The following is a 24,834-nucleotide window of genomic DNA, read 5'->3' as shown; positions in this document are numbered from 1 at the left end:
AAGTGAAGCCAAAAGGCTGAATGTGGGGTAGGAGCGAGGAGAGTGAATAAATTGAAATTAGAAAGATTTCGCAAAATAATAGGTATTTTTCTCCTTGTTTCTTTAGTTTTTATTGGGTGTTTTAAACCGCTTCGGACGTTTATTTCATCTCCGAAGCAACTTGTTGTTTTTGAAGGACAACAATCAGAAATAGCTTCATTACCAGTGTTTAAAGCTTCATCTACAGATCGTCATGTGTTTACAGTAAGTTCAAATGAACAAAAACAAGGACTTATGGTAAATTCTCATCAAAATGGTGAAGCAGATATGGTGTTTCAGCTTGCTGGTTTTCCAGTGAAAAAAGTAAATGTGAGAGTATTAAAAGATTTCAAAGTTATTCCAGGTGGACAATCAATTGGTGTAAAGTTAAACACAAAAGGGGTACTTGTTGTAGGCCATCATTTAATTCAAACTGAAAAAGGGAAAGTATCTCCTGGTGAAACAGCTGGTGTGCAAATTGGAGATATGATTACTGAAATTAATGGTAAAACAATTGAAAGAATGAGTGATGTAGCACCATTTATTCATAATAGTGGGGAAACAGGCGAACCGCTTAATCTCGTTTTGTTAAGGGATGGAAAGCATATCCGCACTAAATTAACACCACAAAAAGACAGTGGAGAATCGTCTTATCGCATTGGTTTATATATTCGTGATTCGGCGGCTGGAATCGGAACAATGACATTTGTTCATCCTGATTCTATGAAATATGGGGCACTTGGTCATGTCATTTCTGATAATGATACGAAAAAGCCGATTCAAGTCGAAGATGGACAAATTATGCGTTCGACAGTTACATCAATTGAAAGAGGTAGTCATGGGAATCCAGGGGAGAAATTAGCGAGGTTCTCACCTGATCGTGAAGTGATTGGCAATATTACAATCAATAGTCCATTTGGTATTTTTGGCAAATTGAATACAAATATGACAAATGGCGTAATGGATAAAGCAATGCCTATTGCACTATCTCATCAAGTAAAAGAAGGACCAGCAAAAATATTAACGGTTATTGATCAAGATAAAGTGGAAGCGTTTGATATTGAAGTTGTGAGTACAGTACCGCAAAAGTTTCCGGCAACAAAAGGCATGGTAATAAAAGTAACAGATAAACGTTTATTAGCGAAAACAGGTGGTATCGTACAGGGGATGAGCGGAAGTCCAATTGTACAAAATGGAAAGGTAATTGGCGCTGTTACACATGTATTTGTAAATGATCCAACATCAGGATATGGTGTTCATATTGAATGGATGTTACATGAGGCTGGAATTAACATTTATGATCAAGAAAGAAAAGCGAGCTAATTAATAATTAGCTCGTTTTTCTATTGAAAAATTCGTTGAAATTTTGTAAAAGCTCCGCAAGAGGTGTTTTTTGTTGTAAAATAAAAGGAAAGGGTTGAACGTTTCGTTGTTTTTCTATGATGGAATGTGTTGCGAAAAGGAATAAATAAACGATAAACATATTTTTTTGTGATTTTATCGGAAAGTAACAAACTTTAAAAGGGAATTTTCACACAATTGTCGAACAATTCATGTAGCCTAGAAGGATACACATGTCGGAGAATCGATTCGGTAAGGGAGGAAAAGCTGTGGAGAAAATTAAAGTATGTCTTGTGGATGATAATAAAGAATTAGTATCAATGCTAGAGAGTTATGTAGCTGCTCAAGAGGATATGGAAGTAATCGGTACTGCTTATAATGGTCAAGAGTGTTTAAATTTATTAAAAGATAAGCAACCGGATGTACTTGTATTAGATATTATTATGCCACATTTAGATGGGTTAGCTGTACTAGAGAAAATGCGCCACATTGAAAGGTTAAGACAGCCTAGCGTAATTATGTTGACAGCGTTTGGACAAGAAGATGTGACGAAAAAAGCAGTTGACTTAGGTGCGTCATATTTCATATTAAAACCATTTGATATGGAGAATTTAACGAGTCATATTCGTCAAGTGAGCGGTAAAGCGAACGCTACTATTAAACGTCCACTGCCATCTTTCCGATCAGCAACAACAGTAGATGGAAAACCGAAAAACTTAGATGCAAGCATTACGAGTATCATTCATGAAATTGGTGTGCCTGCTCATATTAAAGGGTACATGTACTTAAGGGAAGCAATTTCTATGGTGTACAATGACATCGAATTACTTGGATCTATTACGAAAGTATTGTATCCAGATATCGCGAAGAAATATAATACAACAGCAAGCCGTGTCGAGCGTGCAATCCGTCACGCAATTGAGGTAGCATGGAGTCGCGGGAATATCGATTCTATTTCGTCCTTATTCGGTTATACAGTATCTATGTCAAAAGCAAAACCTACGAACTCCGAGTTCATCGCAATGGTTGCGGATAAGCTGAGACTTGAACATAAGGCTAGCTGAGAATAGAAGAAGTAAGGGATTTAAGTTTTTAATAATTCTTGAAATGTATACTTGATAGTAAATTTAAAACCAATGAACTTTTTAATTAAAGACCAATGAATGTTAGAATTCGTTGGTCTTTTTATTGTACATGTTCGAAGTGAAGGTTAAATTGAATCACGGTATATCCGATGAGGGATTTTAGCAAGCAAGTCATCCGTGATATAATAGAAAATAATAAAAAGTCCTGTGAAACAGGACTGTATTATTCTTCGTCTTTATTTTGTTTTTCTAATTCAACTAACTTTTGAATTAAAATGTGCTGTGGCATATGCATAAGTTGTTCAAGTGGAACACCTAATGCTTTTGATAGGCGGACTGCAGTGTCTGGAGAAATTTGTAATGGTCTCATAGAAGTACCTCCTTTTTCGTATAGTATAGCATAAGATTGGGGGAGTGAGGATGACTCTTATATTTGCACATCGTGGTGCAGCGGGAACGTACCCAGAAAATACGATGATTTCATTTGAAGCAGCTGAATCTTTTAAGGCAGATGGAATTGAGCTTGATGTTCAATTAACGAAAGACGGAAAGGTTGTCGTCATTCATGATGAAACAGTGGACCGGACAACAAATGGAAAAGGTGCGGTTCGAAATTATGTATATGAGGATTTATGTAAATTAGATGCGAGCTATAAATTTGGTGATAAAGTAGGTTTTTGTAAAATACCTCTTTTAGAAGAAGTGTTACAATGGATTGAACAAACAGGGTTGTTACTTAATGTTGAACTTAAAAATAATAAAATTCCATACAGAGGCTTAGAGGAAGAAGTTATAACGCTTGTACGCAAATTTAATTTAGAAAATCGTGTTATATTTTCTTCATTTAATCACTACAGTATGAAAAGGTGTCATATGATGGCTCCTGATATTCAAACAGCGATTTTATATCGCGAAGGCCTGCATAGCCCATGGGCATATGCAAAAAAGATGGGAGCTACTGCGGTGCATCCGAATTATCGTTACCTTCAAGATGCCATTGCTGAATTAACGATGGAAAGTGATGTAGAAGTTCGGCCCTATACAATTAATGAAGAAACACTTATGCGTAAATATTTTGATATGAACATATCGGCGATTATTACTGATTATCCTGAAACGGCAAGAACGTTATTGCCAATAAAAAAATGAGACCGCGTGTAACGGTCTCATTTTTTTATTGATAAGTAGTAGGACTTTCCTATCTTTTAAAGCGCGCTTGTACTTTATTTCGTTTACGGTCTCGGTGTAAGACGAAGCCACCAAAAATATAAAACCCTAGTCCGAAGCAAAGAGCGCCAATTAAAAATTGTAACCAAAGTATAGAGAGTGGAGGAAATAGAATCCCGAATACTGTATCTCTCATTAACTTAATGCCAAGCACAGCTAATGAAATAGGGATGAGTGCTAATAATAGAGCAAGGTAACGCTGCATATAAACGCTCCTTTTCAGATTATTTCGTTTATTTCAATAATGTTATATGAAAAGGGGGTTTGTCAAGAGGGGGCTGAACGAGTAAGATAAGGGTGTGAAAAATTTTGCAGAGATACTTCGAGAGGAAGTGTAATATATGAAACAAAAAGTTTTAATTGTTGGTGCAGGTGAAGGTGGTAGTACACTGCTACGTCTGTTACAGAGTTCGAATATATTTCAGATTATAGGGATTATTGATATAAATCCGATAGCAAAAGGGTTACAGATGGCAAAGGAATACGGGATTGCAATTGGAGAGAGTGTGACTCCGTTTCTTTCTATGCACATTGATGTAATGTTTGATATGACAGGTGACGATAATTTACATAAAGATTTATTAAAGAAAAAGCATAAAGATACTCTTCTTATACCAGGTGATATTGCAAAGATTGTTACGAGATTAGCACATGAGAAGGAAGATTTAATTGGAAAGTTAGAAGAGCAAACGCAGCAAGGTGATTTAATTTTAAACTCCACGCATGACGGTATGATAGTGATTGATCAAGAAGGACAAGTTCGCCTATTTAATAAAAGTGCAGAACGTATTATCGGATATAAAAAAGAAGATGCGGTAGGCAAATATATTTTAGAAGTTATTCCGACTAGTAAGCTGCTTCGTATTATACGTACGAAACAAATAGAAGTAAATTATGAACTGACGCTTGAGAATGGAAAGAAAATTATTACAACCCGTATTCCAATATTAAAAGAGGGAGGAGAAGTGCAAGGGGCATTTGCGATTTTTAAAGATATAACAGAGGTTGTAGATCTTGCGGAAGAAGTTACAGATTTAAAGGAGATTCAAACGTTACTTGAGGCGATTATTAACTCGTCTGAGGAAGCCATTTCGGTCGTGGATGAAAAAGGACGAGGGTTAGTAATTAACCCTGCATATACGAAATTAACAGGTTTAACAGAAGAGGACATTATTGGAAAGCCAGCTACAACTGATATTGTAGAAGGTGAAAGTATGCATATGAAAGTACTTCGAACGCGTAGGGCAGTACGAGGAATACATATGAAGATTGGACAAAAAAAGCGAGACGTAATTGTAAACGTAGCACCAGTCATTGTAGATGGAATATTGAAAGGGAGCGTTGGTGTAATTCGTGACGTATCAGAAATTCAAAAGTTAACAAATGAATTGAATCGAGCAAGGCAAATTATTCGAACGTTAGAAGCGAAATATTCATTTGATGACATTGTCGGAAATTCAGATGAAACAACGGCTGCTATTGAGCAGGCAAAACTGGGGGCGAATACACCAGCAACAGTATTGCTACGCGGGGAGTCAGGGACAGGTAAAGAATTGTTTGCACATGCTATCCATAATGGAAGTAATCGAAAATATAATAAGTTCGTTCGTGTAAACTGTGCAGCTATTTCGGAGACGTTGTTAGAAAGTGAATTATTTGGTTATGAGGAAGGGGCGTTTTCTGGCGCGAAAAGAGGCGGAAAACGTGGATTCTTTGAGGAAGCGAATAACGGCAGTATCTTTTTAGATGAAATAGGCGAACTATCTGCCAATACGCAAGCGAAACTCCTTCGCGTTTTGCAAGAGAAAGAAATTGTAAAAGTTGGTGGAACGAAAGCAATCCCTATTAATGTCAGAGTAATTGCAGCGACGCACGTGAATTTAGAAAAAGCCATTTTAGAAGGAGAATTCAGGGAGGATTTATATTATCGATTAAATAAAATTCCAATTCACATTCCATCCCTTCGTCAGCGTAAAGGGGATATACCGGCAATCGCAGACAGATTAATTCAAAAAATTAACCAAGATTATGGCCGAAATATAGAGGGGCTCACTAATTCTGCTATTTCCTATTTACAATCATATGAATGGCCAGGGAATGTGAGGGAACTTGAAAACATTTTGGGGAGAGCTATTATCTTTATGAATTATAACGAGACTTATATTGATGTACAACATTTACCGCCATTACATAACGAAGAGCAGGTGGAGTCAAAGCAAGCTCATTTATTACCTGAGTTAGAAGAAAAGCCACTTGAGCATTTAGTGACGGAGTTTGAAGGGAATATCATTCATGAATATTTAGAGAGGTTTGGTGGAAATAAAACACAAACAGCAAGAGCGTTAGGAATTTCGGTTCGAAATTTATATTACAAGCTAGAAAAGTATGAGTGTGCAAAAAATAGCATGCAATAAATTGCGTACCGTGCAATTTATTGCATGGTATACAAAAAGCGACAAAATAAGACAGAATCTTTTGTTATTTTCCAAAGTATTGATTTTACTGTGTTTTGAATGCGTTTTCATTATTGGTAAGACCACTTTAAAAAGTTGGCACGGTATTTGCTTAATAAAAAGACGAGGGACGACGGAAAGGGTTGATTACAAAATATGAAGTTAGAACACTTAATTGATCAAGCAGCAGGCCAGCCTAAAAAAACTGTGGCTGTAGCAGTAGCTGAAGATCATGAAGTAATTGAAGCTGTAGCGAAAGCAATTACATTACAGCTAGCTCAATTTCGTCTATATGGAAACCAAGAAAAAATAATGGGGATGTTACAAGAACATAATTTACAAACTTCAGAACATATTGAAGTGATTGCAGCACAGTCAAGTGCTGAGGCTGCAGAACTTTCTGTGAAAGCTGTAAGAAACGGCGAAGCAGATGTGCTCATGAAGGGAAACATCCCAACAGCAAATATTTTGAAAGCTGTATTAAATAAAGAGTGGGGACTTCGTAAAGGTAGCGTACTTTCACACGTTGCAGCATTTGAAGTTCCAAATTACGATCGTCTCATTTTTGTTACAGATGCAGCGATGAACATTGCACCTGATGTAACACAGAAAGCTGCTATTATACAGAATACTGTAGAAGTTGCCCGGGCAATAGGAATTGATTTGCCAAAGGTAGCACCAATTGCAGCGGTAGAGGTTGTGAATCCTGCGATGCAAGCGACAATTGATGCAGCGATGTTAACTCAAATGAATCGCCGCGGACAAATTAAAAATTGTGTCGTTGATGGACCACTTGCTTTAGATAATGCAGTATCACAAATTGCAGCAGAACATAAAGGCATAGTAAGTGATGTAGCAGGTAAGGCAGACATTTTACTCGTCCCAACGATTGAAGCTGGAAATGTGCTATATAAATCACTCGTATACTTTGCGGATGCAAAAGTAGGAGCAATGATTGCTGGCGCAAAAGCACCGATTGTTTTAACATCTCGTGCTGATTCAGCAGAAACAAAAGTATATTCATTAGCATTGGCAGTTGCGACTGCTTCAAAATAAACCAAATAGGGTAAAACAATTAGGGGGAAACGACAATGACATTAGAAATCTTCGAATACTTAGAAAAATATGATTATGAGCAAGTAGTATTTTGTCAAGATAAAGAATCTGGTTTAAAAGCAATCATTGCAATTCATGATACAACACTTGGACCAGCTCTTGGTGGAACAAGAATGTGGACATATGATTCTGAAGAAGCGGCGATTGAAGATGCATTGCGTCTTGCAAAAGGGATGACATACAAAAACGCAGCAGCTGGCTTAAACTTAGGTGGTGCGAAAACAGTAATTATCGGTGATCCACGTAAAGATAAGAGCGAAGCAATGTTCCGTGCATTAGGACGTTACATTCAAGGACTAAACGGACGTTACATTACAGCTGAAGATGTTGGTACAACAGTAGATGATATGGATATTATCCACGAAGAAACTGACTTTGTAACAGGTATTTCACCATCATTCGGTTCTTCTGGTAACCCATCTCCAGTAACTGCATACGGTGTGTATCGTGGTATGAAAGCTGCTGCGAAAGAAGCTTTCGGTACTGATAATTTAGAAGGAAAAGTAATTGCTGTTCAAGGTGTTGGTAACGTAGCATATCACCTATGCAAACATTTACACGCTGAAGGAGCAAAACTAATCGTTACAGATATTAATAAAGAAGCTGTACAACGTGCAGTAGAAGAATTCGGTGCAACAGCAGTTGAGCCAAATGAAATTTACGGTGTTGAATGTGATATTTACGCACCATGTGCATTAGGCGCAACAGTTAATGACGAAACTATCCCACAACTTAAAGCAAAAGTAATCGCTGGTTCTGCGAATAACCAATTAAAAGAAGATCGTCACGGCGACATCATTCATGAAATGGGTATCGTATACGCACCAGATTATGTAATTAATGCAGGTGGCGTAATTAACGTAGCAGACGAGTTATATGGATACAATAGAGAACGTGCATTAAAACGCGTTGAGTCAATTTATGACACAATTGCAAAAGTAATCGAAATTTCAAAACGCGATGGCATTGCAACTTATGTAGCAGCTGATCGTCTAGCTGAAGAGCGCATTGCAAGCTTGAAAAACTCTCGTAGCACATACTTACGCAACGGTCACGACATTATTAGCCGTCGCTAATCATTCATATATTACTTTTACAAAAGGTGTGGTTACCTCTTATGAGGTTTCCACCTCCTTTTGAATTTATTAGTGGAGGTAGCAACAGTGTCTTTAAATCGAATTCTTGTTATTAATCCGGGTAGTACATCCACAAAAATCGGTGTTTTTGATAATGAAAGACCCGTTTTAGAAGAAACTATTCGTCATGACGAAGAACAGATTGGAAAATATAAGCGAATTATTGACCAATATGAGTTTCGTAAAGAAACGATCTTAGAAGTTCTACATTCTCACGGTATTAACATTTCAAAGTTAAACGCAGTTTGTGGACGCGGGGGATTACTTCGTCCAATCGAGGGCGGAACATACACAGTAAACGATGCGATGTTAGAAGATTTGAAAAATGGATTTAGCGGTCATCACGCTTCAAACCTTGGGGGCATTTTAGCATATGAAATTGCTTCTGGATTAAATATTCCGGCATTCATTGTAGACCCTGTCGTTGTAGATGAAATGGAGCCGGTTGCTCGTATAAGTGGTATCGCTGGTATGGAACGTAAAAGTATTTTCCATGCATTAAATCAAAAAGCAGTCGCTCGCAAAGTGGCTGAAGAATTAAACCACAAATATGAGGATTTAAATTTATTAGTTACACATATGGGCGGCGGTATTACAGTTGGTGCTCATAAAAAAGGAAAAGTTATCGATGTGAATAATGGTTTAAATGGAGAAGGACCATTTAGCCCAGAGCGTGCGGGTACAGTACCAGTAGGACAACTAGTTGAAATGTGTTTCTCTGGTGAGTATTACCGAGACGAAATGGTTAAAAAACTTGTCGGACAAGGTGGACTTGTAAGTCTTATTGGTACAAATGATGCGATTAAAGTAGAACAAATGGTTGAAAAAGGTGATCCTGAAGCAACTCTTATTTATAAAGCAATGGCGTATCAAGTTGCAAAAGAAATTGGTGGAGCTAGCGCTGTACTTCACGGGAAAATCGATGCAATTGTATTAACTGGTGGACTTGCTTACAGTAAAATTCTTGTTGATGAAATAAAAGAACGAGTAGACTGGATTGCAGATGTTATCGTACATCCAGGAGAAGATGAATTACAAGCATTAGCAGAAGGGGCACTTCGTGTACTACGTGAAGAAGAAGCTCCAAAAGAATATATTGTACGTGAAAAAGAAACGGTAGCTAGGGGTTGAGATAATGGCAAAAGAATATGATTTAGTCATCGTTGGCGGCGGTACTGGTGGATATGTTGCTGCTATTCGTGCATCACAACTAGGTTTAAAAACGGCACTTGTTGAAAAAGAAAATCTTGGTGGTACTTGTTTACACAAAGGATGTATTCCTAGTAAAGCCCTTTTACGTAGTGCGGAAGTATACGCAACTGCTAAGAAAAGTGAAGAGTTCGGGGTTATTGCAAGTAATGTAGAACTAAACTTTGCAAAAGTACAAGAGCGTAAAGAGAAGATTGTAACGCAACTTCATAAAGGTGTTCAGCACTTAATGAAACAAGGTAAAATTGATGTGTTTGAAGGTATTGGCCGTATTCTTGGTCCATCTATTTTCTCTCCGATGCCAGGGACAATTTCAGTTGAACTTGCAAGTGGAGAAGAGAATGAAATGTTAATTCCAAAAAATGTACTTATTGCAACAGGTTCTCGTCCAAATTCATTACCAGGTTTAGAATTAGACGGAGAGTACGTAATGTCTTCCGATCATGCCCTAAAAATGGAAACGCTTCCTAGTTCAATTATTATCGTTGGTGGCGGTGTAATCGGTATTGAGTGGGCATCTATGCTTGCTGACTTCGGTGTAGAAGTTACAGTATTAGAGTATGCGAAAACGATACTACCACTAGAAGATCAAGACGTTTCAAAAGAAATGCAACGTCTATTCAAGAAAAAAGGCATTAAAGTGGTAACTGGTGCAAAAGTATTACCAGAAACATTGGTAAAAGATAATGGAGTAACAATTCAAGCTGAACATAACGGTGAGAATAAAGAATTTAAAGCAGAAAAAATGCTTGTATCTGTAGGACGACAAGCCAATACGCAAAATATTGGTTTAGAGAATACGGATATCGTTGTGGAAAAAGGATACATTCAAACAAATGAGTTTTATCAAACGAAAGAATCTCATATTTACGCAATCGGTGATGTAATCGGTGGCTTACAGCTTGCTCACGTTGCTTCTCATGAAGGAATTGCTGCAGTAGAACATATTGCTGGTAAAGAAGTTACACCAATTGATTATTCTATGGTATCAAAATGCGTATATAGCAGTCCGGAAGTTGCTTCTGTCGGTTTAACAGAACAAGAAGCGAAAGAAAAAGGCTATAAGTTAAAAGTAGGTAAGTTCTCATTCCGTGCAATCGGGAAAGCGCTTGTATACGGCGAATCAGATGGTTTCGTAAAACTTGTAGTTGATGAAGAAACAAATGACATTCTCGGTGTTCATATGATTGGACCACATGTAACAGATATGATTTCTGAAGCTGGTCTTGCAAGAGTACTTGATGCAACACCTTGGGAAGTAGCACATACAATTCATCCGCATCCATCATTATCTGAGGCGATTGGTGAAGCAGCGTTAGCTGTAGATGGAAAAGCGTTACACGCATAAAAATGTGGATTTAGGAGGTTATGAAAAATGGCAGAAGTAAAAGAAAAGCGCCATGAAGAGCTTGGCTTAAGTGATGAGCAAGTATTAGAAATGTTCCGTACGATGTTACTTGCACGTAAAATCGACGAACGTATGTGGTTATTAAACCGTGCTGGTAAAATTCCATTCGTAATTTCTTGTCAAGGACAAGAGGCAGCACAAGTTGGAGCAGCATTCGCTCTTGATAGAGAGAAAGATTATGCATTACCATACTACCGTGATATGGGTGTTGTATTAGCGTTTGGTATGACAGCGAAAGAACTGATGCTATCTGGTTTCGCGAAAGCTGGAGATCCAAACTCTGGTGGTCGTCAAATGCCTGGTCACTTCGGCCAAAAGAAAAATCGTATTGTGACAGGTTCATCTCCAGTAACAACGCAAGTACCACATGCAGTTGGTATTGCATTAGCTGGAAAAATGGAAAAGAAAGATTTAGTAACGTTTGTTACATTCGGTGAAGGTTCTTCTAACCAAGGTGATTTCCATGAAGGTGCAAACTTTGCTGGCGTACACAAGTTACCTGTTATTTTCATGTGTGAAAATAATAAATACGCAATCTCTATTCCAGTTGAAAAACAATTAGCTTGTAAAAATGTATCAGATCGTGCAATTGGATACGGTATGCCTGGATATACAGTAGACGGAAACGATCCGCTTGCAGTATATAAAGCTGTAAAAGAAGCAGCAGACCGTGGCCGACGCGGTGAAGGCCCAACTTTAATTGAAACAGTATCATATCGTTTAACAGCACATTCAAGTGACGATGATGATCGTGTTTATCGTGATAAAGAAGAAGTAGAAGAAGCAAAGAAAAACGATTCAATTATAACATTTGCTGCTTATTTAAAAGAGGTTGGCGTGTTAACTGAGGAATCTGAAAAACAAATGTTAGACGAAATTATGCATATCGTAAACGAAGCAACAGAATATGCAGAAAATGCTCCGTATGCAGCACCTGAAGATGCATTGAAGCACGTATACGCAGAATAGGGGGGAACGTTTCATGGCTGTAATGTCTTATATTGATGCTATTACATTAGCAATGCGCGAGGAAATGGAACGCGATGAGAAAGTATTCGTTTTAGGTGAAGATGTTGGTAAAAAAGGTGGCGTGTTTAAAGCGACACACGGATTATATGATCAATTTGGTGAAGATCGTGCGCTAGATACACCACTTGCAGAATCTGCAATCGCTGGGGTCGCAATTGGTGCAGCAATGTATGGAATGCGTCCAATCGCTGAAATGCAGTTTGCGGATTTCATCATGCCAGCAGTAAACCAAATTGTTTCTGAGGCAGCAAAAATTCGTTACCGTTCTAATAATGATTGGACTTGTCCAATTACAGTTCGTGCGCCATTTGGTGGCGGTGTTCACGGTGCATTGTATCATTCACAATCTGTAGAAGCGATGTTTGCAAACCAACCTGGTTTAAAAATCGTTATCCCTTCTACACCATATGATGCAAAAGGCTTACTAAAAGCTGCAATTCGTGATGAAGATCCAGTATTATTCTTTGAGCATAAGCGTGCATATCGCTTAATTAAAGGTGAAGTGCCAGAAGATGATTACGTATTACCAATCGGAAAAGCAGATGTAAAACGTGAAGGTGATGATATTACTGTTATCACATACGGATTATGTGTTCATTTTGCTCTTCAAGCGGCTGAAAAGTTAGCACAAGATGGCATCTCTGCACACATTCTTGATTTACGTACTGTATATCCATTAGATAAAGAAGCAATCATTGAAGCAGCTTCTAAAACAGGTAAAGTTCTTCTTGTAACAGAAGACAATAAAGAAGGAAGTATTATGAGTGAAGTGGCAGCAATTATTGCTGAAAACTGTCTGTTTGATTTAGATGCACCAATCGCACGTCTTGCAGGGCCAGACGTTCCAGCAATGCCATATGCACCAACAATGGAAAAATTCTTTATGGTAAATCCAGATAAAGTTGAAAAAGCAATGCGTGAACTTGCGGAATTTTAATCGGGGGGACTATACATGGCTGTAGAAAATATTACAATGCCTCAGCTCGGGGAGAGCGTTACAGAGGGTACAATTAGTAAATGGCTCGTGAATGTTGGCGATCACGTAAACAAATATGATCCGCTTGCAGAAGTAATGACTGATAAAGTAAACGCTGAAGTACCATCTTCTTTCACTGGTATTGTGAAAGAGTTAATCGCTAGTGAAGGTGATACGTTAGCTGTAGGTGAAGTAGTTTGTGTAATTCAAGTAGAAGGCGCAGATGAAGTAGCGGCAACAGCTGTTGAGGAAAAAACAAAAGAAGAACCAAAGGCAGAAGTAGCTACGCCTGAAAAAGCACCGAAAGCAAAACAACCAACTGATGGAAAACCTCGTTTTTCACCAGCTGTGTTAAAACTTGCGGGTGAGCATAACGTTGATTTAGATCAAGTAGAAGGTACGGGGGCAAACGGCCGTATCACTCGTAAAGATATTTTAAAGCTAGTGGAATCTGGAAATATTCCGCAAGCAGGTGCGGCGAAGAAAGAGGAAGCGGTAGCAGCAGTAGTAGAAGCGCGTCCAGAAGCACCAAAAGCAGCGCCAGTAGCGCAAAAAGTAGAATCTGCGAAACCAGTTTCTGTACCAACAATGCCTGGCGATATCGAAATTCCAGTAACAGGTGTGCGTAAAGCAATCGCAGCGAACATGTTACGTAGTAAACACGAAGCGCCACACGCTTGGATGATGATTGAAGTAGATGTGACAAACCTTGTGTCATACCGTAATTCAATTAAAGGTGACTTCAAAAAGCGTGAAGGCTTTAACTTAACGTTCTTTGCTTTCTTCGTAAAAGCAGTAGCACAAGCGTTAAAAGAATACCCTCAAATTAATTCAATGTGGGCTGGCGATAAAATCGTTCAGAAGAAAGATATTAACCTTTCTATCGCTGTTGCAACAGAGGACGAACTATTTGTACCAGTAATTAAACATGCGGACGAGAAGACAATTAAAGGCATTGCTCGTGAAATTACAGAACTTGCAGGAAAAGTACGTACGAAATCGTTAAAAGCGGACGAAATGCAAGGCGGAACATTTACAATTAATAACACAGGATCATTCGGTTCTGTTCAATCTATGGGTATTATTAATTACCCACAAGCGGCTATTTTACAAGTTGAATCAATTGTAAAACGCCCAGTAATTATGGATAATGGCATGTTTGGTGCTCGTGACATGGTTAACTTATGTTTATCACTTGATCACCGTGTACTAGATGGCTTAATTTGTGGTAAGTTCTTAGGACGTGTAAAAGAAATTTTAGAAAATACGTCAGAAAATAATACATCTGTATATTAAATAAAAAGCTCGCTTATGCGAGCTTTTTATCATCCTATTTCTTCATCTACATCCTACTATATGTATAATACCTTTCCCAGTAATCTTACAATGAACGATTATGTATTAGGAATTTATGAAAATACATTGCTGATATATGGTATATGGATATAAAATAAGAAAAGAATAATTTTTTTGGCAAATCTTACTGATGAAACTGTAGTATAATATATTGTATTGTATGAAAAAGAGAGTTATTCTATATAAGTGTTTTATAGATAATGTGTAATCAGTCGTCAAAACATGAAGAATGTTGACTCCTGGTTTTTTATTTTGCTGTAACAATGTTTCAGGAGGATGTCATGAAAAGAAGTACCGAGTTTCTAAAAAGTTTAGATGTAAAATTAATATTAATTTTGTTAGCATTATGTGTTACGAGTATAGCTGCTATATATAGCAGTCAGCAAACTGGCCAATATGGAGAGGCAAACTTTGCAATGAAACAGGGTTTGAACTACATAATTGGGGTTGTATTGTTATTGCTTGTTGCAAGCATTGACTTAGATCAATTACAAAAATTGTCTTGGCCACTTTATATCGTTGGATTTGCTTCACTTATTCTTTTGAAAATACTACCGGTTTCGACTTTCACACCTGAAAAATTAGGTGCAAAAAGATGGTTTGTATTTCCGTTAGTTGGACAAATTCAACCATCTGAGTTTTTCAAAATTTCATTGCTTCTCGTGGTAGCAAGTATAGCAGTGAAACATAATGCGCAGTATATGGCAAGGACATTCCAAACGGACTTAAAATTAGTAGGTAAAATTGTACTAGTATCCCTCCCGCCTATTGCTGTTGTATATAGCCAACCGGATACAGGGATGGTGTTCTTATATGCTGCTGCCATTGCATGTATTTTATTCATGTCAGGTATTCAGAAGAAATTGATAGCGTTATGTACAGTTATTCCAGTCACTATACTATCTACGTTAATATTTATTTACGTAAGGTATGAGGATTTCTTCTTTAATAAGTTAGTTACGCTACTAAAACCGCACCAACAATCACGTATTTTAGGTTGGTTAGATCCATTTGAACATACAGATCAAGGTTATCAAACACAGCAATCAATTTTAGCTGTAGGTAGTGGCGGTATGGAAGGGAAAGGGTTTGGCGAAGGGAACGTTTATATCCCTGAGAAGCATACAGACTTTATTTTCGCTACAATTGCCGAAGAAGGTGGATTTATCGTAGCAGCGTTAGTTGTATTCTTGTTCCTATTACTACTATATAGAACAATTATTATCGGTTATTCTGCTGATAATTTATTCGGTACATTATTATGTGCTGGATCGATTGGGATATTAACGGTTCAAATATTCCAAAACATCGGTATGATCGTTGGATTAATGCCTGTAAAAGGGATTGCATTACCTTTCTTATCTTATGGGGGAAGTTCCTTATTCTCGAATATGATTATGATGGGGCTCATATTATCGGTACGGAAAACGTATAAAAAATATATGTTTTCAGTTAAGTAAAAAAAGCTGGTTCGTTTTTAAACGAACCAGCTTTTTTTACATATATACGCATAAACGTTGCAAACTAAAACGGACTAGCAGTTTGGGATGTAAGGAGTGCAAAGTGATGCATATGCATATTTTTGAGGGAGCACGGCATCTTTCTAATAGTGAATGGGTTATTCGGGCTATCATAGCATACATATTTTTAATATTAGTTGCGAAAGCAATGGGACAAAGATCCATCGCGCAACTTCGTTTTTTAGATGTTGTATTAGTGTTATTGCTTGGCGGGAATATTTCTAACGCATTGTCTGATGAAAAAGTAGGATTAATGGGCTCGATGATTACAACGTTTATACTCGTTGTACTTCATATTATAAGTTCAGTTTTAATGTTGAAATGGGATAGATGGAGACGCTTTTTAGAGCCAGCACCTATCATTCTTATACACAACGGCTCCATTGATTTTAGCAATTTGAAAAAAGCGAGAATTACGGTGGAATATTTATTTTCAGAACTTCGTATGCGAAATGTGAGCGATATTCAAACGATCAAATTAGCATTATGGGAAGCGAACGGTGTCGTTTCTATATTTCGGTATCCAGAATATGAGGCAGCTTCCCGACTTGATCTAAAAGTGGCGGGAAAAAAATCTCCAGTCTCTTTTGTATTAGTAAAGGATGGGAGCATTCAGCAAGATGTTCTTGCTTTATTAGGGAAAACAGAAGAATGGGCGAGAGAATTTCTAGAGAAAAACGCAGAAGTTGAATCCATTTTGTTAGCTACAGTAGATGAAGCACATAAAATAAATATTTTGTTAAAAAAATGAAAAATATACGCATTTTGTCGTTTCATACATATGATACAATAGTGTGGACAACGAAAAAGGAGGGATACGATGGGATATGTAGAAGAATTACGGAAAATAGTTGGTCATCGCCCTTTAATTTTAGTTGGTGCTGTTGTACTCGTTATAAATGAAAATAGATATGTATTATTGCAACAAAGAACAGAGCCTTACGGAAAATGGGGGCTGCCTGGCGGATTAATGGAGCTTAGTGAATCACCAGAAGAAACTGCTTTTCGTGAAGTATACGAAGAAACAGGAATAAAGGTGAAGAACCTACGATTAATCAATGTGTTTTCTGGAGCGAACTATTTTACAAAATTAGCAAACGGTGATGAATTTCAATCTGTAACGACCGCTTATTATACGGACGAATACGATGGAGATTTTGTTATGAACAAAGAAGAAGCGGTTCAGCTTAAATTCTTCCCACTAACAGAACTACCTGACTATATTGTTGGGTCGCATAAAAAAATGATTAGTGAATATATGAAGATTATGGAAAAAAAGATATAATAATAGTGAAAGAAATACAAAAACACAGTTCTGGTTGGTAGTCCAGACGCATGATTTCATGTCAGTAACCTTCCCCTCCGGGATGTCCCGTATTTCTAATTTTTTTAGGGGGGGCTGTCAATGGATTTGACAGTATATCACGATGGCCAATTTTTTGTTGGAATCATTACATGTAAAGAAAAAGGGAAGTTGTATGGAGCGAGGTATATTTTTGGAACGGAACCTTCAGACGAAGAAGTGCTTATATTTGTGAACGGTTCAATGTTAGCGTATTTTCAGCACTTTGCAAAATGTGGCGTGGAAGTGAAAGAAAAACAGCGTCCCAAAAATATAAAGCGGATCATACGACAAGCAGCAAAAGAAGTAAATGTAAACCGCTTTACTAAGGCGCAAGAGGCAATTAGCTTATCTTATGAACTGCATAAACAAGAAAAGAAAGTGCAATCTAAGGAGAAGCGAGAGGCTGAAAAACAAAGAAGACGTTTAATCAAAGTACAAAAAGCAAAGCAAAAACATCGTGGTCATTAAGAAAAGGTGTTAGAGCAAGAGCTCTAACACCTTTTCTATGCTGAAATACAAGTAAACTTACTTGTATTTCATAAACATTAACTGGTAAGATACAAATAGGTAGTTTTAGAGGAGGGAAAAGATTGATTAATTTTAACTTTTTTATGAATGATGTTGTCCGCCAAGCGCGTGAAGAGATTGTCTCTGCTGGATATACAGAATTGACGACGCCAGAAGCAGTAGACGAAGCGTTTAAAAGAAATGGAACAACACTTGTAATGGTCAACTCTGTATGTGGTTGTGCAGGTGGTATTGCTCGTCCTGCTGCTGCGCATTCTGTACATTATGATAAACGTCCTAACCACCTTGTAACGGTGTTTGCAGGTCAAGATAAAGAAGCGACAGCAAGAGCTCGTGAATATTTCGAAGGGTACCCACCATCTTCTCCATCATTTGCTTTATTAAAAGATGGAAAAATTGTAACGATGGTAGAGCGTCATGAAATTGAAGGTCATGAACCGATGCAAGTTATTGCAAAACTACAATCGTATTTCGAAGAGAATTGTGAAGAACTATAATCAGTAGAGGTGGTTCATCCCAACTGATTATAAGTCCTTATAAAAATAAATGAAAAGGCGGTACGTCCACACTCAAGTGGATGTACCGCCTTTTTTTATTTCGTATTAAAATTTGTGGGATATGCATGGTTTTATTATTTTATGCATCTTTTTATACATGAATAACGGTATTTTCACTTGGTTTATATTTATTTTTATTTTATATATTGCATAAAAATAAAAGTGCTGATACAATACAAACATCGAATAAATATTCTATTAAACTTTTAAATATACATTATTAGGGGGAAGAAAGATGAAGAAGTTATTATCAATATCGTTTGCACTTATTTTGATTGTAAGTATGTTTAGTGCTTGTAGTAATGGGGAAGAAAAGGCTACTGGAAAAAATAAAAAAGTACTGGTTATGGGGACTTCAGCAGATTATAAACCGTATGAATACGTAGAAGCTTCAAAAAGTGATGAAATTATCGGCTTTGATGTTGATGTTGCTAAATATATCGGAAAAGAACTTGGTTATGAAGTGAAAGTGAAAGATATGGACTTTGGTGGTTTATTAGCATCTCTTAGCTCAGGAAAAGTTGATTTCGTAATGGCAGGTATGACGCCAACTGCAGAGCGTAAAAATAATGTTGATTTCACAGATATTTATTTCGTTGCGAAAAACATGGTCGTTTCTAAAAAGGATTCTAACATTCAATCTGTAGAGGATTTAAAAGGGAAAAAAGTAGGGGTACAAACAGGATCAATTCAAGAAGAGAAAGCAGCAGAATTTAAAAAACAAGTAGATTTCAAAGTTGAGGGACGTGACCGTATACCAGAAATCGTACAAGAAATTAAAGCTGGTCGTTTTGACGCTGCAATTATAGAAGACACAGTTGCTAAAAATTATTTAGAGAAAATGAAAGATTTACAAGGAATTGAAATTAAAGAAGCGCCAGAAGAAGTTGGAGCAGCAATTGCCCTTCCGAAAAACAGTGACAAAACAGCTGAATTTAATAAAGTAATTAAAAAAATGCAAGAAAATGGAGAAATGGATAAATTAGTGAAGAAATGGTTTGGCAGCGAAAAATAAGCTGCCTTTCACTTTTCTGTGAGGGGAATGAAAAGAATGAACTTAGATTTTTCGGCGATTACGCCTTCGATACCGTATATATTAAAAGGTCTAGAAGTTACTTTGAAAATTGTAGCAGTATCAGCTTTAGCAGGGTTTCTTTTAGGGACGTTATTAGCGCTTTGCAAAATTGCTAGAATACGAGCATTAAATATAGCGGCAGATCTTTATACATCAATTTTCCGTGGTACACCACTTGTATTGCAATTAATGATTATTTATTTCGGTGTCCCGCAAATAATTGGTTATGAAATACCGGCATTCTTAGCAGCTGTACTTGCATTTAGCTTAAATTCAGGTGCATATATGTCAGAAGTAATCCGTGCCGGCATTCAAGCGGTTGATAAAGGACAAACAGAAGCGGCGATGGCTTTAGGAATTCCATACGGAAAAATGATGCGAAATATCATTTTTCCTCAAGCTTTAAAAAATATATTACCGGCACTTGTAAACGAGTTTGCGACACTTACGAAAGAATCGGCTGTAGTAACAGTAATAGGCGCAACGGATTTAATGCGCCGTGCTTACATCGTAGGCGGGGAGACATTTAAATATCTTGAACCATTACTTTTTGTTGGACTCATTTATTATATGCTAGTCATTATTCTTACATTAGTCGGGAAGGCAATTGAAGGGAGAATGAAGAAAAGTGATTAAAATTGAAAACCTTCATAAATCATTTGGAAAAAACGAAGTATTAAAAGGAATTACAACAACGATTGGAAAAGGGGAAGTAGTAGCGATTATTGGACCGTCTGGATCAGGGAAATCAACATTTTTACGTTGTATGAATGTGTTAGAAGCACCGACAAATGGTCACATTTGGATTGGAACGGAAGAAGTAACGAATCCGAAAACGAATATTATGCACGTCCGTGAAAATGTCGGAATGGTATTTCAGCATTTCCACCTATTTCCTCATATGACTGTATTAGAAAATATTACGTATGCTCCTATCAATGTAAAAGGAGTAACGAAACAAGAAGCTGAAAAGAAAGCCGAAAAACTTTTAGAAAAGGTCGGCTTATTAGATAAAAAAGATACGTATCCGAATCGTCTTTCTGGCGGACAAAAGCAACGTGTAGCAATTGCAAGAGCGTTAGCAATGGAACCAGAAGTAATGTTATTTGATGAACCGACATCAGCACTAGATCCAGAGATGGTAAAAGAAGTGCTAGAAGTTATGAAATCATTAGTTACGACAGGAATGACAATGGCAATTGTTACACATGAAATGGGATTTGCAAAAGAAGTAGCAGATCGTGTTCTCTTTTTAGATGGTGGAAAACTTGTAGAAGATAGTGCGCCAGCAGAATTTTTTGCAGCACCGAAAAGTGAGCGTGCACAACAATTTTTACAAAAAATATTGTAATATGTAAAGGATACGTGAATAATAAGTAGAAAAGGATGACATTGTGTCATCCTTTTTTTATACTAACTGTAAATACGTTTATACATATAGGAGCAATGCTATGTTCAAAATTGGATACCGTACAGTAAAAACAGCAATAGGGACAGGCGCAGCCGTTTTTATTGCTCAGTTATTAGGATTAGAATTTTATAGTTCAGCGGGTATTTTAGTTATATTATGTGTACAAAATACGAAACGTAAATCACTTCAAGTATCGTTACATCGTTTTTTAGCTTGTGTATTATCAATGGTGTTCGCATTTTGTATTTTTGAGACAATTGGATATACACCACTAGCAATTAGCGTATTATTACTTACATTTATTCCGACTGCAGTTATGCTTAAAATTCAAGAAGGTATTGTCACGAGTTCAGTTATTGTGATGCATCTATATTCATTGAAACAAATTACATGGCTTATTGTTGGAAATGAAATTGCGATATTAACGATAGGGATTAGCGTGGCTCTCTTAGTGAATATGTATATGCCAAGTAGTGAAAATAAACTAAAAGAGTATCAAGATAAAATAGAAAGTAATTTTAAAACGATTTTGTTTGAAATGGTTGTGTATTTACGAAATCGAGAAAGTAGTTGGAGCGGGGCAGAACTTATTGAAACTGAACAGATGCTAAATGAAGCTAGAGATTTATCGTTTAAGAAACTTGAGAATGCATTTATGCGAGAAGATGACTATTACTATCGTTATTTTAATATGCGCATGCAACAATTCGAAATTTTAGAGCGAATGATTCCGTTAGCAGCTTCTTTATCGTGGACATATGAACAAGCTGACATGATTGCCGATGTGGTTGAAAACATTAGTAATGCTATTAGCCCTCAGAGTACCGGGGTTATTTCTTTAAGACAGCTTCAAGAAATGAGAGAATTATTTAGAGAGATGCCATTGCCGGCTACACGTGAAGAATTTGAGATACGTGCGAAACTTGTTCAACTTGTATACGAAATGGAACAATATTTACTCATTAAAAGTCGTTTTAAGGGAAAGGATAATATAAAAGAACTTATATAGAAGGTAGGAATGATTTATGCCGTATCTTCTCTCTTTCCTATTATGTCTTTCTTTATCGCCTATTTGGCCCCTTGGTGATAATCCACGTGCCGGTGATCCTTTTATTATTGTAAATAAAGCGACGAATAAACTAGCTTATATTGACGATGGGAAGATTCAAAAGGTTTTTCCAGTCGCGACAGGAAAAACAAATGAATTAACCCCAGAGGGAACTTTTGATATTGTAATGAAAGCAAAGGATCCGTATTATATTGCAAAGGATATTCCAGGGGGATCACCGAAAAATCCACTTGGATCTAGGTGGATGGGATTTAATGCACGAGGAACTGATGGGAGTAAATATGGAATACATGGAACAAACCAACCGAGTTCAATTGGAAAGTATATTTCACAAGGGTGTATAAGAATGAAGAAAAATGATGTGGAGTATTTATTTGATCGTATTCCAATTGGAACGAAAGTGTGGATTGTAAAATCGAAAAAATCATTTCAGCAATTGGCAAAAGAAAAAGGAGCCATTGCATATGAAAAAGCCAACGAAAAAGTTGGTTTTTTCTATTGTAATAAGTTGTCTTGACATGTGTACATAACCATGCGTTAATGAGAGTATAGAAAGATCAAATTAGATAAAGGAGTTGCTCATATGTACTTGAATCCAAAACTTTCGTATATGCAGTTTTTTATGGGATTTCTATTTATTATTACATTCATATTGGCAACTTTTAATATATGTTCTTATCTTGTAGCGATTGTATGTATGGTATTACTTAATCTTACTTTTGTTATTGGGGCATTTCAGCAGAAACAATATACAAGTTTTGTGATAGCACTTGTAATGTCATTTTCCTTTAGCATTGTAGCGATTGTGCTTTACATAAAATAAACCATCTCGATTTCGAGATGGTTTATTTTATTATGTGTAAAAAGTAAAAAAAGGACGAACAGATCGTCCTTTTTACCAAAACATACTTGCGCCAGCAAGTAATGTTGTTACAAGCATAGAAATTAGCATTACATAAATCATAACTTTTTGAGCTTTTTTATGCATCGTTAAACCTCCTTGCAAATCAGTACAATATCATTGTAACGAGAAATGATATTGTGAACAAGGGGGAGAGAAATGACAAAATTCGAGAAGTGTGTGTAAAGTATAACAGGAAATTTGTATGTACGTAGAGAATATATAAAAATGATAGGGTATAAGTTTTTTGTTATGCAAGCTGAAGAATGGAGATACGATGATGAAAATATATGAAACAAATCGTTTACATTTAAGGGAAATTGATGAGTCGTATGCTGAAAAAGTTCTTCAATATTACGACAGAAATCGTGAATTTTTAAAAGCCTGGGAAGAGTATAGACCGGATGATTTTTTTACGTTAGATTATCAAAAGAAAAAGTTACAAAAGGATAGAAAAGAGATCGCAGAAGGTAAAATCATCAGGCTTTGGATTTTTAAAAAAGGTGATGATACGAAAATAATTGGATGTATTTCATTTAATTTAATTGTTCGTGGAATTTACCAATCTTGTGTACTCGGCTATAAATTAGATAAGGAAGAGTTAAACAAAGGTTATACGACAGAAGCGCTTAGAAAAGCGATTCAAGTTGCTTTTGAGGAATTTCAATTACATCGTATAGAAGCACCGATTATGCCACGAAATTTAGCATCTATACAAGTCGTGACGAAGATAGGTTTTCAGTATGAGGGCGTGTCTAGGAAGATGTTAATGGTTAATGGAGTGTGGGAAGATCATATGCGCTGGGTATTGTTAAATGAGTAATAGAAAGCAGATGGTTATCTAGACATATAAACCGTCTGTTTTTTGTCTTGTATTTCGAAACTTTTGCGAAATTCTGTTATAATTAATAGTGTTACATACATAATGGTAGTGCAGGAGGCGCAGTCTTATGATTAATCAAGAACGTTTAGTAAATGAATTTATGGAGTTAGTACAAGTAGATTCTGAAACGAAATTTGAAGCAGAAATTTGCAAAGTATTAACAAAGAAATTTACAGATTTAGGTGTAGAAGTATTTGAAGATGACACAATGGCTGTTACTGGGCATGGTGCAGGTAACTTAATTTGTACATTACCAGCAACAAAAGATGGTGTTGATACAATTTACTTTACTTCTCATATGGATACAGTAGTTCCTGGTAATGGAATTAAGCCTTCTATTAAAGATGGATATATCGTATCAGATGGTACTACGATTTTAGGTGCAGATGATAAAGCAGGATTAGCATCCATGTTCGAAGCAATCCGTGTTTTAAAAGAGAAAAATATCCCTCATGGTACAATTGAATTTATTATTACAGTTGGAGAAGAATCTGGTCTTGTTGGTGCAAAAGCATTAGATCGTGAGCGCATTACTGCGAAATACGGTTATGCATTAGATAGCGATGGAAAAGTTGGTGAAATCGTTGTTGCAGCTCCAACACAAGCGAAAGTGAATGCGATTATTCGCGGGAAAACAGCTCATGCTGGTGTAGCACCAGAAAAAGGTGTATCTGCAATTACTATCGCAGCGAAAGCAATTGCGAAAATGCCACTTGGCCGTATTGATTCTGAAACAACTGCAAATATTGGACGTTTTGAAGGTGGTACACAAACGAATATCGTTTGCGATCACGTACAAATCTTTGCAGAAGCGCGTTCTTTAATCAATGAAAAAATGGAAGCGCAAGTTGCGAAAATGAAAGAAGCATTTGAAACAACTGCAAAAGAAATGGGCGGTCATGCAGACGTTGAAGTAAACGTTATGTATCCAGGATTTAAATTTGCTGATGGCGATCACGTTGTAGAAGTTGCAAAACGTGCAGCTGAAAAAATTGGTCGTACACCTTCTCTTCACCAAAGTGGTGGCGGAAGTGATGCAAACGTAATTGCAGGACACGGCATTCCAACAGTTAACTTAGCAGTTGGTTATGAAGAAATTCATACAACAAATGAAAAGATTCCTGTTGAAGAATTAGCGAAAACAGCAGAATTAGTTGTTGCAATTATTGAAGAAGTAGCGAAGTAATGTAA

General features: G+C 36.8%; 27 protein-coding genes. 24 read left to right on the top strand and 3 right to left on the bottom strand.

Going from position 1 to position 24,834, the window contains the following annotated elements; all coding sequences use genetic code 11:
- Positions 1-42 precede the first annotated feature (42 nt).
- Positions 43-1,341, top strand: a complete 1,299-nt coding sequence (spoIVB, locus tag MR083_RS04545) for a SpoIVB peptidase (RefSeq protein WP_002028467.1) — start codon at positions 43-45, stop codon at positions 1,339-1,341.
- Positions 1,342-1,628: 287 nt separating this feature from the next.
- Complete coding sequence (gene spo0A / locus MR083_RS04540; protein ID WP_014297988.1) at positions 1,629-2,423, top strand: sporulation transcription factor Spo0A; 795 nt, start codon at positions 1,629-1,631, stop codon at positions 2,421-2,423.
- A gap of 244 nt (positions 2,424-2,667) precedes the next feature.
- Here the strand turns inward: spo0A and MR083_RS04535 are convergent, their stop codons facing one another.
- Positions 2,668-2,814, bottom strand: a complete 147-nt coding sequence (locus MR083_RS04535; protein ID WP_001247671.1) for a YycC family protein — start codon at positions 2,812-2,814, stop codon at positions 2,668-2,670.
- A gap of 50 nt (positions 2,815-2,864) precedes the next feature.
- Here MR083_RS04535 and MR083_RS04530 point away from each other — a divergent pair, with 50 nt between their 5' ends.
- A complete protein-coding gene (locus MR083_RS04530; protein WP_000172558.1) occupies positions 2,865-3,593 on the top strand; it encodes a glycerophosphodiester phosphodiesterase in 729 nt (242 codons plus the stop codon).
- A gap of 49 nt (positions 3,594-3,642) precedes the next feature.
- Here the strand turns inward: MR083_RS04530 and MR083_RS04525 are convergent, their stop codons facing one another.
- The gene (locus MR083_RS04525) at positions 3,643-3,876 is read right to left on the bottom strand and encodes a DUF2627 domain-containing protein (protein WP_001190192.1); all 234 of its coding nucleotides are present in this window, start codon (positions 3,874-3,876) and stop codon (positions 3,643-3,645) included.
- A 136-nt stretch (positions 3,877-4,012) separates the two neighbouring features.
- Between MR083_RS04525 and MR083_RS04520 the strand changes: the two genes are divergently transcribed.
- The 19 genes from MR083_RS04520 to MR083_RS04430 all read left to right on the top strand — a co-directional run bounded on the left by MR083_RS04520 (position 4,013) and on the right by MR083_RS04430 (position 22,682).
- Complete coding sequence (locus tag MR083_RS04520; protein ID WP_000811009.1) at positions 4,013-6,085, top strand: sigma-54 interaction domain-containing protein; 2,073 nt, start codon at positions 4,013-4,015, stop codon at positions 6,083-6,085.
- A 195-nt stretch (positions 6,086-6,280) separates the two neighbouring features.
- Complete coding sequence (gene yqiS / locus MR083_RS04515; RefSeq protein WP_000763072.1) at positions 6,281-7,180, top strand: phosphate butyryltransferase; 900 nt, start codon at positions 6,281-6,283, stop codon at positions 7,178-7,180.
- Between the two features lie 35 nt (positions 7,181-7,215).
- A complete protein-coding gene (locus MR083_RS04510; RefSeq protein ID WP_000171362.1) occupies positions 7,216-8,316 on the top strand; it encodes a leucine dehydrogenase in 1,101 nt (366 codons plus the stop codon).
- Positions 8,317-8,403: 87 nt separating this feature from the next.
- A complete protein-coding gene (gene buk / locus MR083_RS04505) occupies positions 8,404-9,507 on the top strand; it encodes a butyrate kinase (RefSeq protein ID WP_000056191.1) in 1,104 nt (367 codons plus the stop codon).
- Positions 9,508-9,511: 4 nt separating this feature from the next.
- Positions 9,512-10,933, top strand: coding sequence for a dihydrolipoyl dehydrogenase (lpdA, locus tag MR083_RS04500; RefSeq protein ID WP_001051288.1), 1,422 nt, complete (start codon positions 9,512-9,514; stop codon positions 10,931-10,933).
- Positions 10,934-10,960: 27 nt separating this feature from the next.
- Entirely contained in the window at positions 10,961-11,962 is a 1,002-nt protein-coding gene (bfmBAA, locus tag MR083_RS04495) for a 3-methyl-2-oxobutanoate dehydrogenase subunit alpha (protein ID WP_000852554.1), read from the top strand.
- Between the two features lie 13 nt (positions 11,963-11,975).
- Positions 11,976-12,959, top strand: a complete 984-nt coding sequence (gene bfmBAB / locus MR083_RS04490; RefSeq protein WP_000290076.1) for a 3-methyl-2-oxobutanoate dehydrogenase subunit beta — start codon at positions 11,976-11,978, stop codon at positions 12,957-12,959.
- Between the two features lie 15 nt (positions 12,960-12,974).
- Positions 12,975-14,294 (top strand): dihydrolipoamide acetyltransferase family protein, encoded by a 1,320-nt coding sequence (locus MR083_RS04485; RefSeq protein ID WP_000257678.1) that lies wholly within the window; start codon positions 12,975-12,977, stop codon positions 14,292-14,294.
- A gap of 341 nt (positions 14,295-14,635) precedes the next feature.
- Positions 14,636-15,814, top strand: coding sequence for an FtsW/RodA/SpoVE family cell cycle protein (locus MR083_RS04480; RefSeq protein ID WP_016718455.1), 1,179 nt, complete (start codon positions 14,636-14,638; stop codon positions 15,812-15,814).
- Between the two features lie 106 nt (positions 15,815-15,920).
- Positions 15,921-16,625 carry a DUF421 domain-containing protein gene (locus MR083_RS04475; protein WP_000550966.1) on the top strand — a complete coding sequence of 235 codons (705 nt, stop codon included), beginning with the start codon at positions 15,921-15,923 and terminating at the stop codon, positions 16,623-16,625.
- Positions 16,626-16,694: 69 nt separating this feature from the next.
- Positions 16,695-17,159: an NUDIX hydrolase gene (locus MR083_RS04470; RefSeq protein WP_014481752.1), complete on the top strand. Its 465-nt coding sequence runs from the start codon at positions 16,695-16,697 to the stop codon at positions 17,157-17,159.
- A gap of 120 nt (positions 17,160-17,279) precedes the next feature.
- A complete protein-coding gene (locus MR083_RS04465; RefSeq protein ID WP_000366594.1) occupies positions 17,280-17,687 on the top strand; it encodes a YjdF family protein in 408 nt (135 codons plus the stop codon).
- 143 nt (positions 17,688-17,830) lie between these two features.
- Positions 17,831-18,244, top strand: a complete 414-nt coding sequence (locus tag MR083_RS04460) for a BrxA/BrxB family bacilliredoxin (protein ID WP_001998211.1) — start codon at positions 17,831-17,833, stop codon at positions 18,242-18,244.
- Between the two features lie 295 nt (positions 18,245-18,539).
- Positions 18,540-19,319 carry a transporter substrate-binding domain-containing protein gene (locus MR083_RS04455; protein WP_048550733.1) on the top strand — a complete coding sequence of 260 codons (780 nt, stop codon included), beginning with the start codon at positions 18,540-18,542 and terminating at the stop codon, positions 19,317-19,319.
- 36 nt (positions 19,320-19,355) lie between these two features.
- The gene (locus MR083_RS04450; RefSeq protein WP_001046921.1) at positions 19,356-20,015 is read left to right on the top strand and encodes an amino acid ABC transporter permease; all 660 of its coding nucleotides are present in this window, start codon (positions 19,356-19,358) and stop codon (positions 20,013-20,015) included.
- A complete protein-coding gene (locus MR083_RS04445; protein WP_000590225.1) occupies positions 20,008-20,730 on the top strand; it encodes an amino acid ABC transporter ATP-binding protein in 723 nt (240 codons plus the stop codon). The genes MR083_RS04450 and MR083_RS04445 overlap by 8 nt, the downstream gene beginning before the upstream one ends.
- Positions 20,731-20,830: 100 nt before the next feature.
- On the top strand, positions 20,831-21,799 hold the full coding sequence (locus MR083_RS04440; protein WP_000472684.1) for an aromatic acid exporter family protein: 969 nt from the start codon (positions 20,831-20,833) through the stop codon (positions 21,797-21,799).
- Between the two features lie 16 nt (positions 21,800-21,815).
- A complete protein-coding gene (locus MR083_RS04435) occupies positions 21,816-22,376 on the top strand; it encodes a L,D-transpeptidase (protein WP_001146556.1) in 561 nt (186 codons plus the stop codon).
- A 66-nt stretch (positions 22,377-22,442) separates the two neighbouring features.
- A complete protein-coding gene (locus MR083_RS04430; RefSeq protein WP_242268625.1) occupies positions 22,443-22,682 on the top strand; it encodes a DUF3894 domain-containing protein in 240 nt (79 codons plus the stop codon).
- Between the two features lie 72 nt (positions 22,683-22,754).
- Here MR083_RS04430 and prli42 read toward each other — a convergent pair whose 3' ends face one another.
- Complete coding sequence (gene prli42, locus MR083_RS04425; protein ID WP_000549038.1) at positions 22,755-22,847, bottom strand: stressosome-associated protein Prli42; 93 nt, start codon at positions 22,845-22,847, stop codon at positions 22,755-22,757.
- Between the two features lie 190 nt (positions 22,848-23,037).
- Here prli42 and MR083_RS04420 point away from each other — a divergent pair, with 190 nt between their 5' ends.
- Positions 23,038-23,583 (top strand): GNAT family N-acetyltransferase, encoded by a 546-nt coding sequence (locus MR083_RS04420; RefSeq protein WP_001993297.1) that lies wholly within the window; start codon positions 23,038-23,040, stop codon positions 23,581-23,583.
- A gap of 127 nt (positions 23,584-23,710) precedes the next feature.
- Positions 23,711-24,829, top strand: coding sequence for a tripeptidase T (locus tag MR083_RS04415; RefSeq protein WP_000609808.1), 1,119 nt, complete (start codon positions 23,711-23,713; stop codon positions 24,827-24,829).
- Positions 24,830-24,834: the final 5 nt, after the last annotated feature.

It is taken from the genome of Bacillus cereus group sp. BfR-BA-01408 (assembly GCF_022663305.1).
Taxonomy (GTDB): domain Bacteria; phylum Bacillota; class Bacilli; order Bacillales; family Bacillaceae_G; genus Bacillus_A; species Bacillus_A pacificus.
This window is presented reverse-complemented; position numbering and strand designations above follow the sequence as displayed.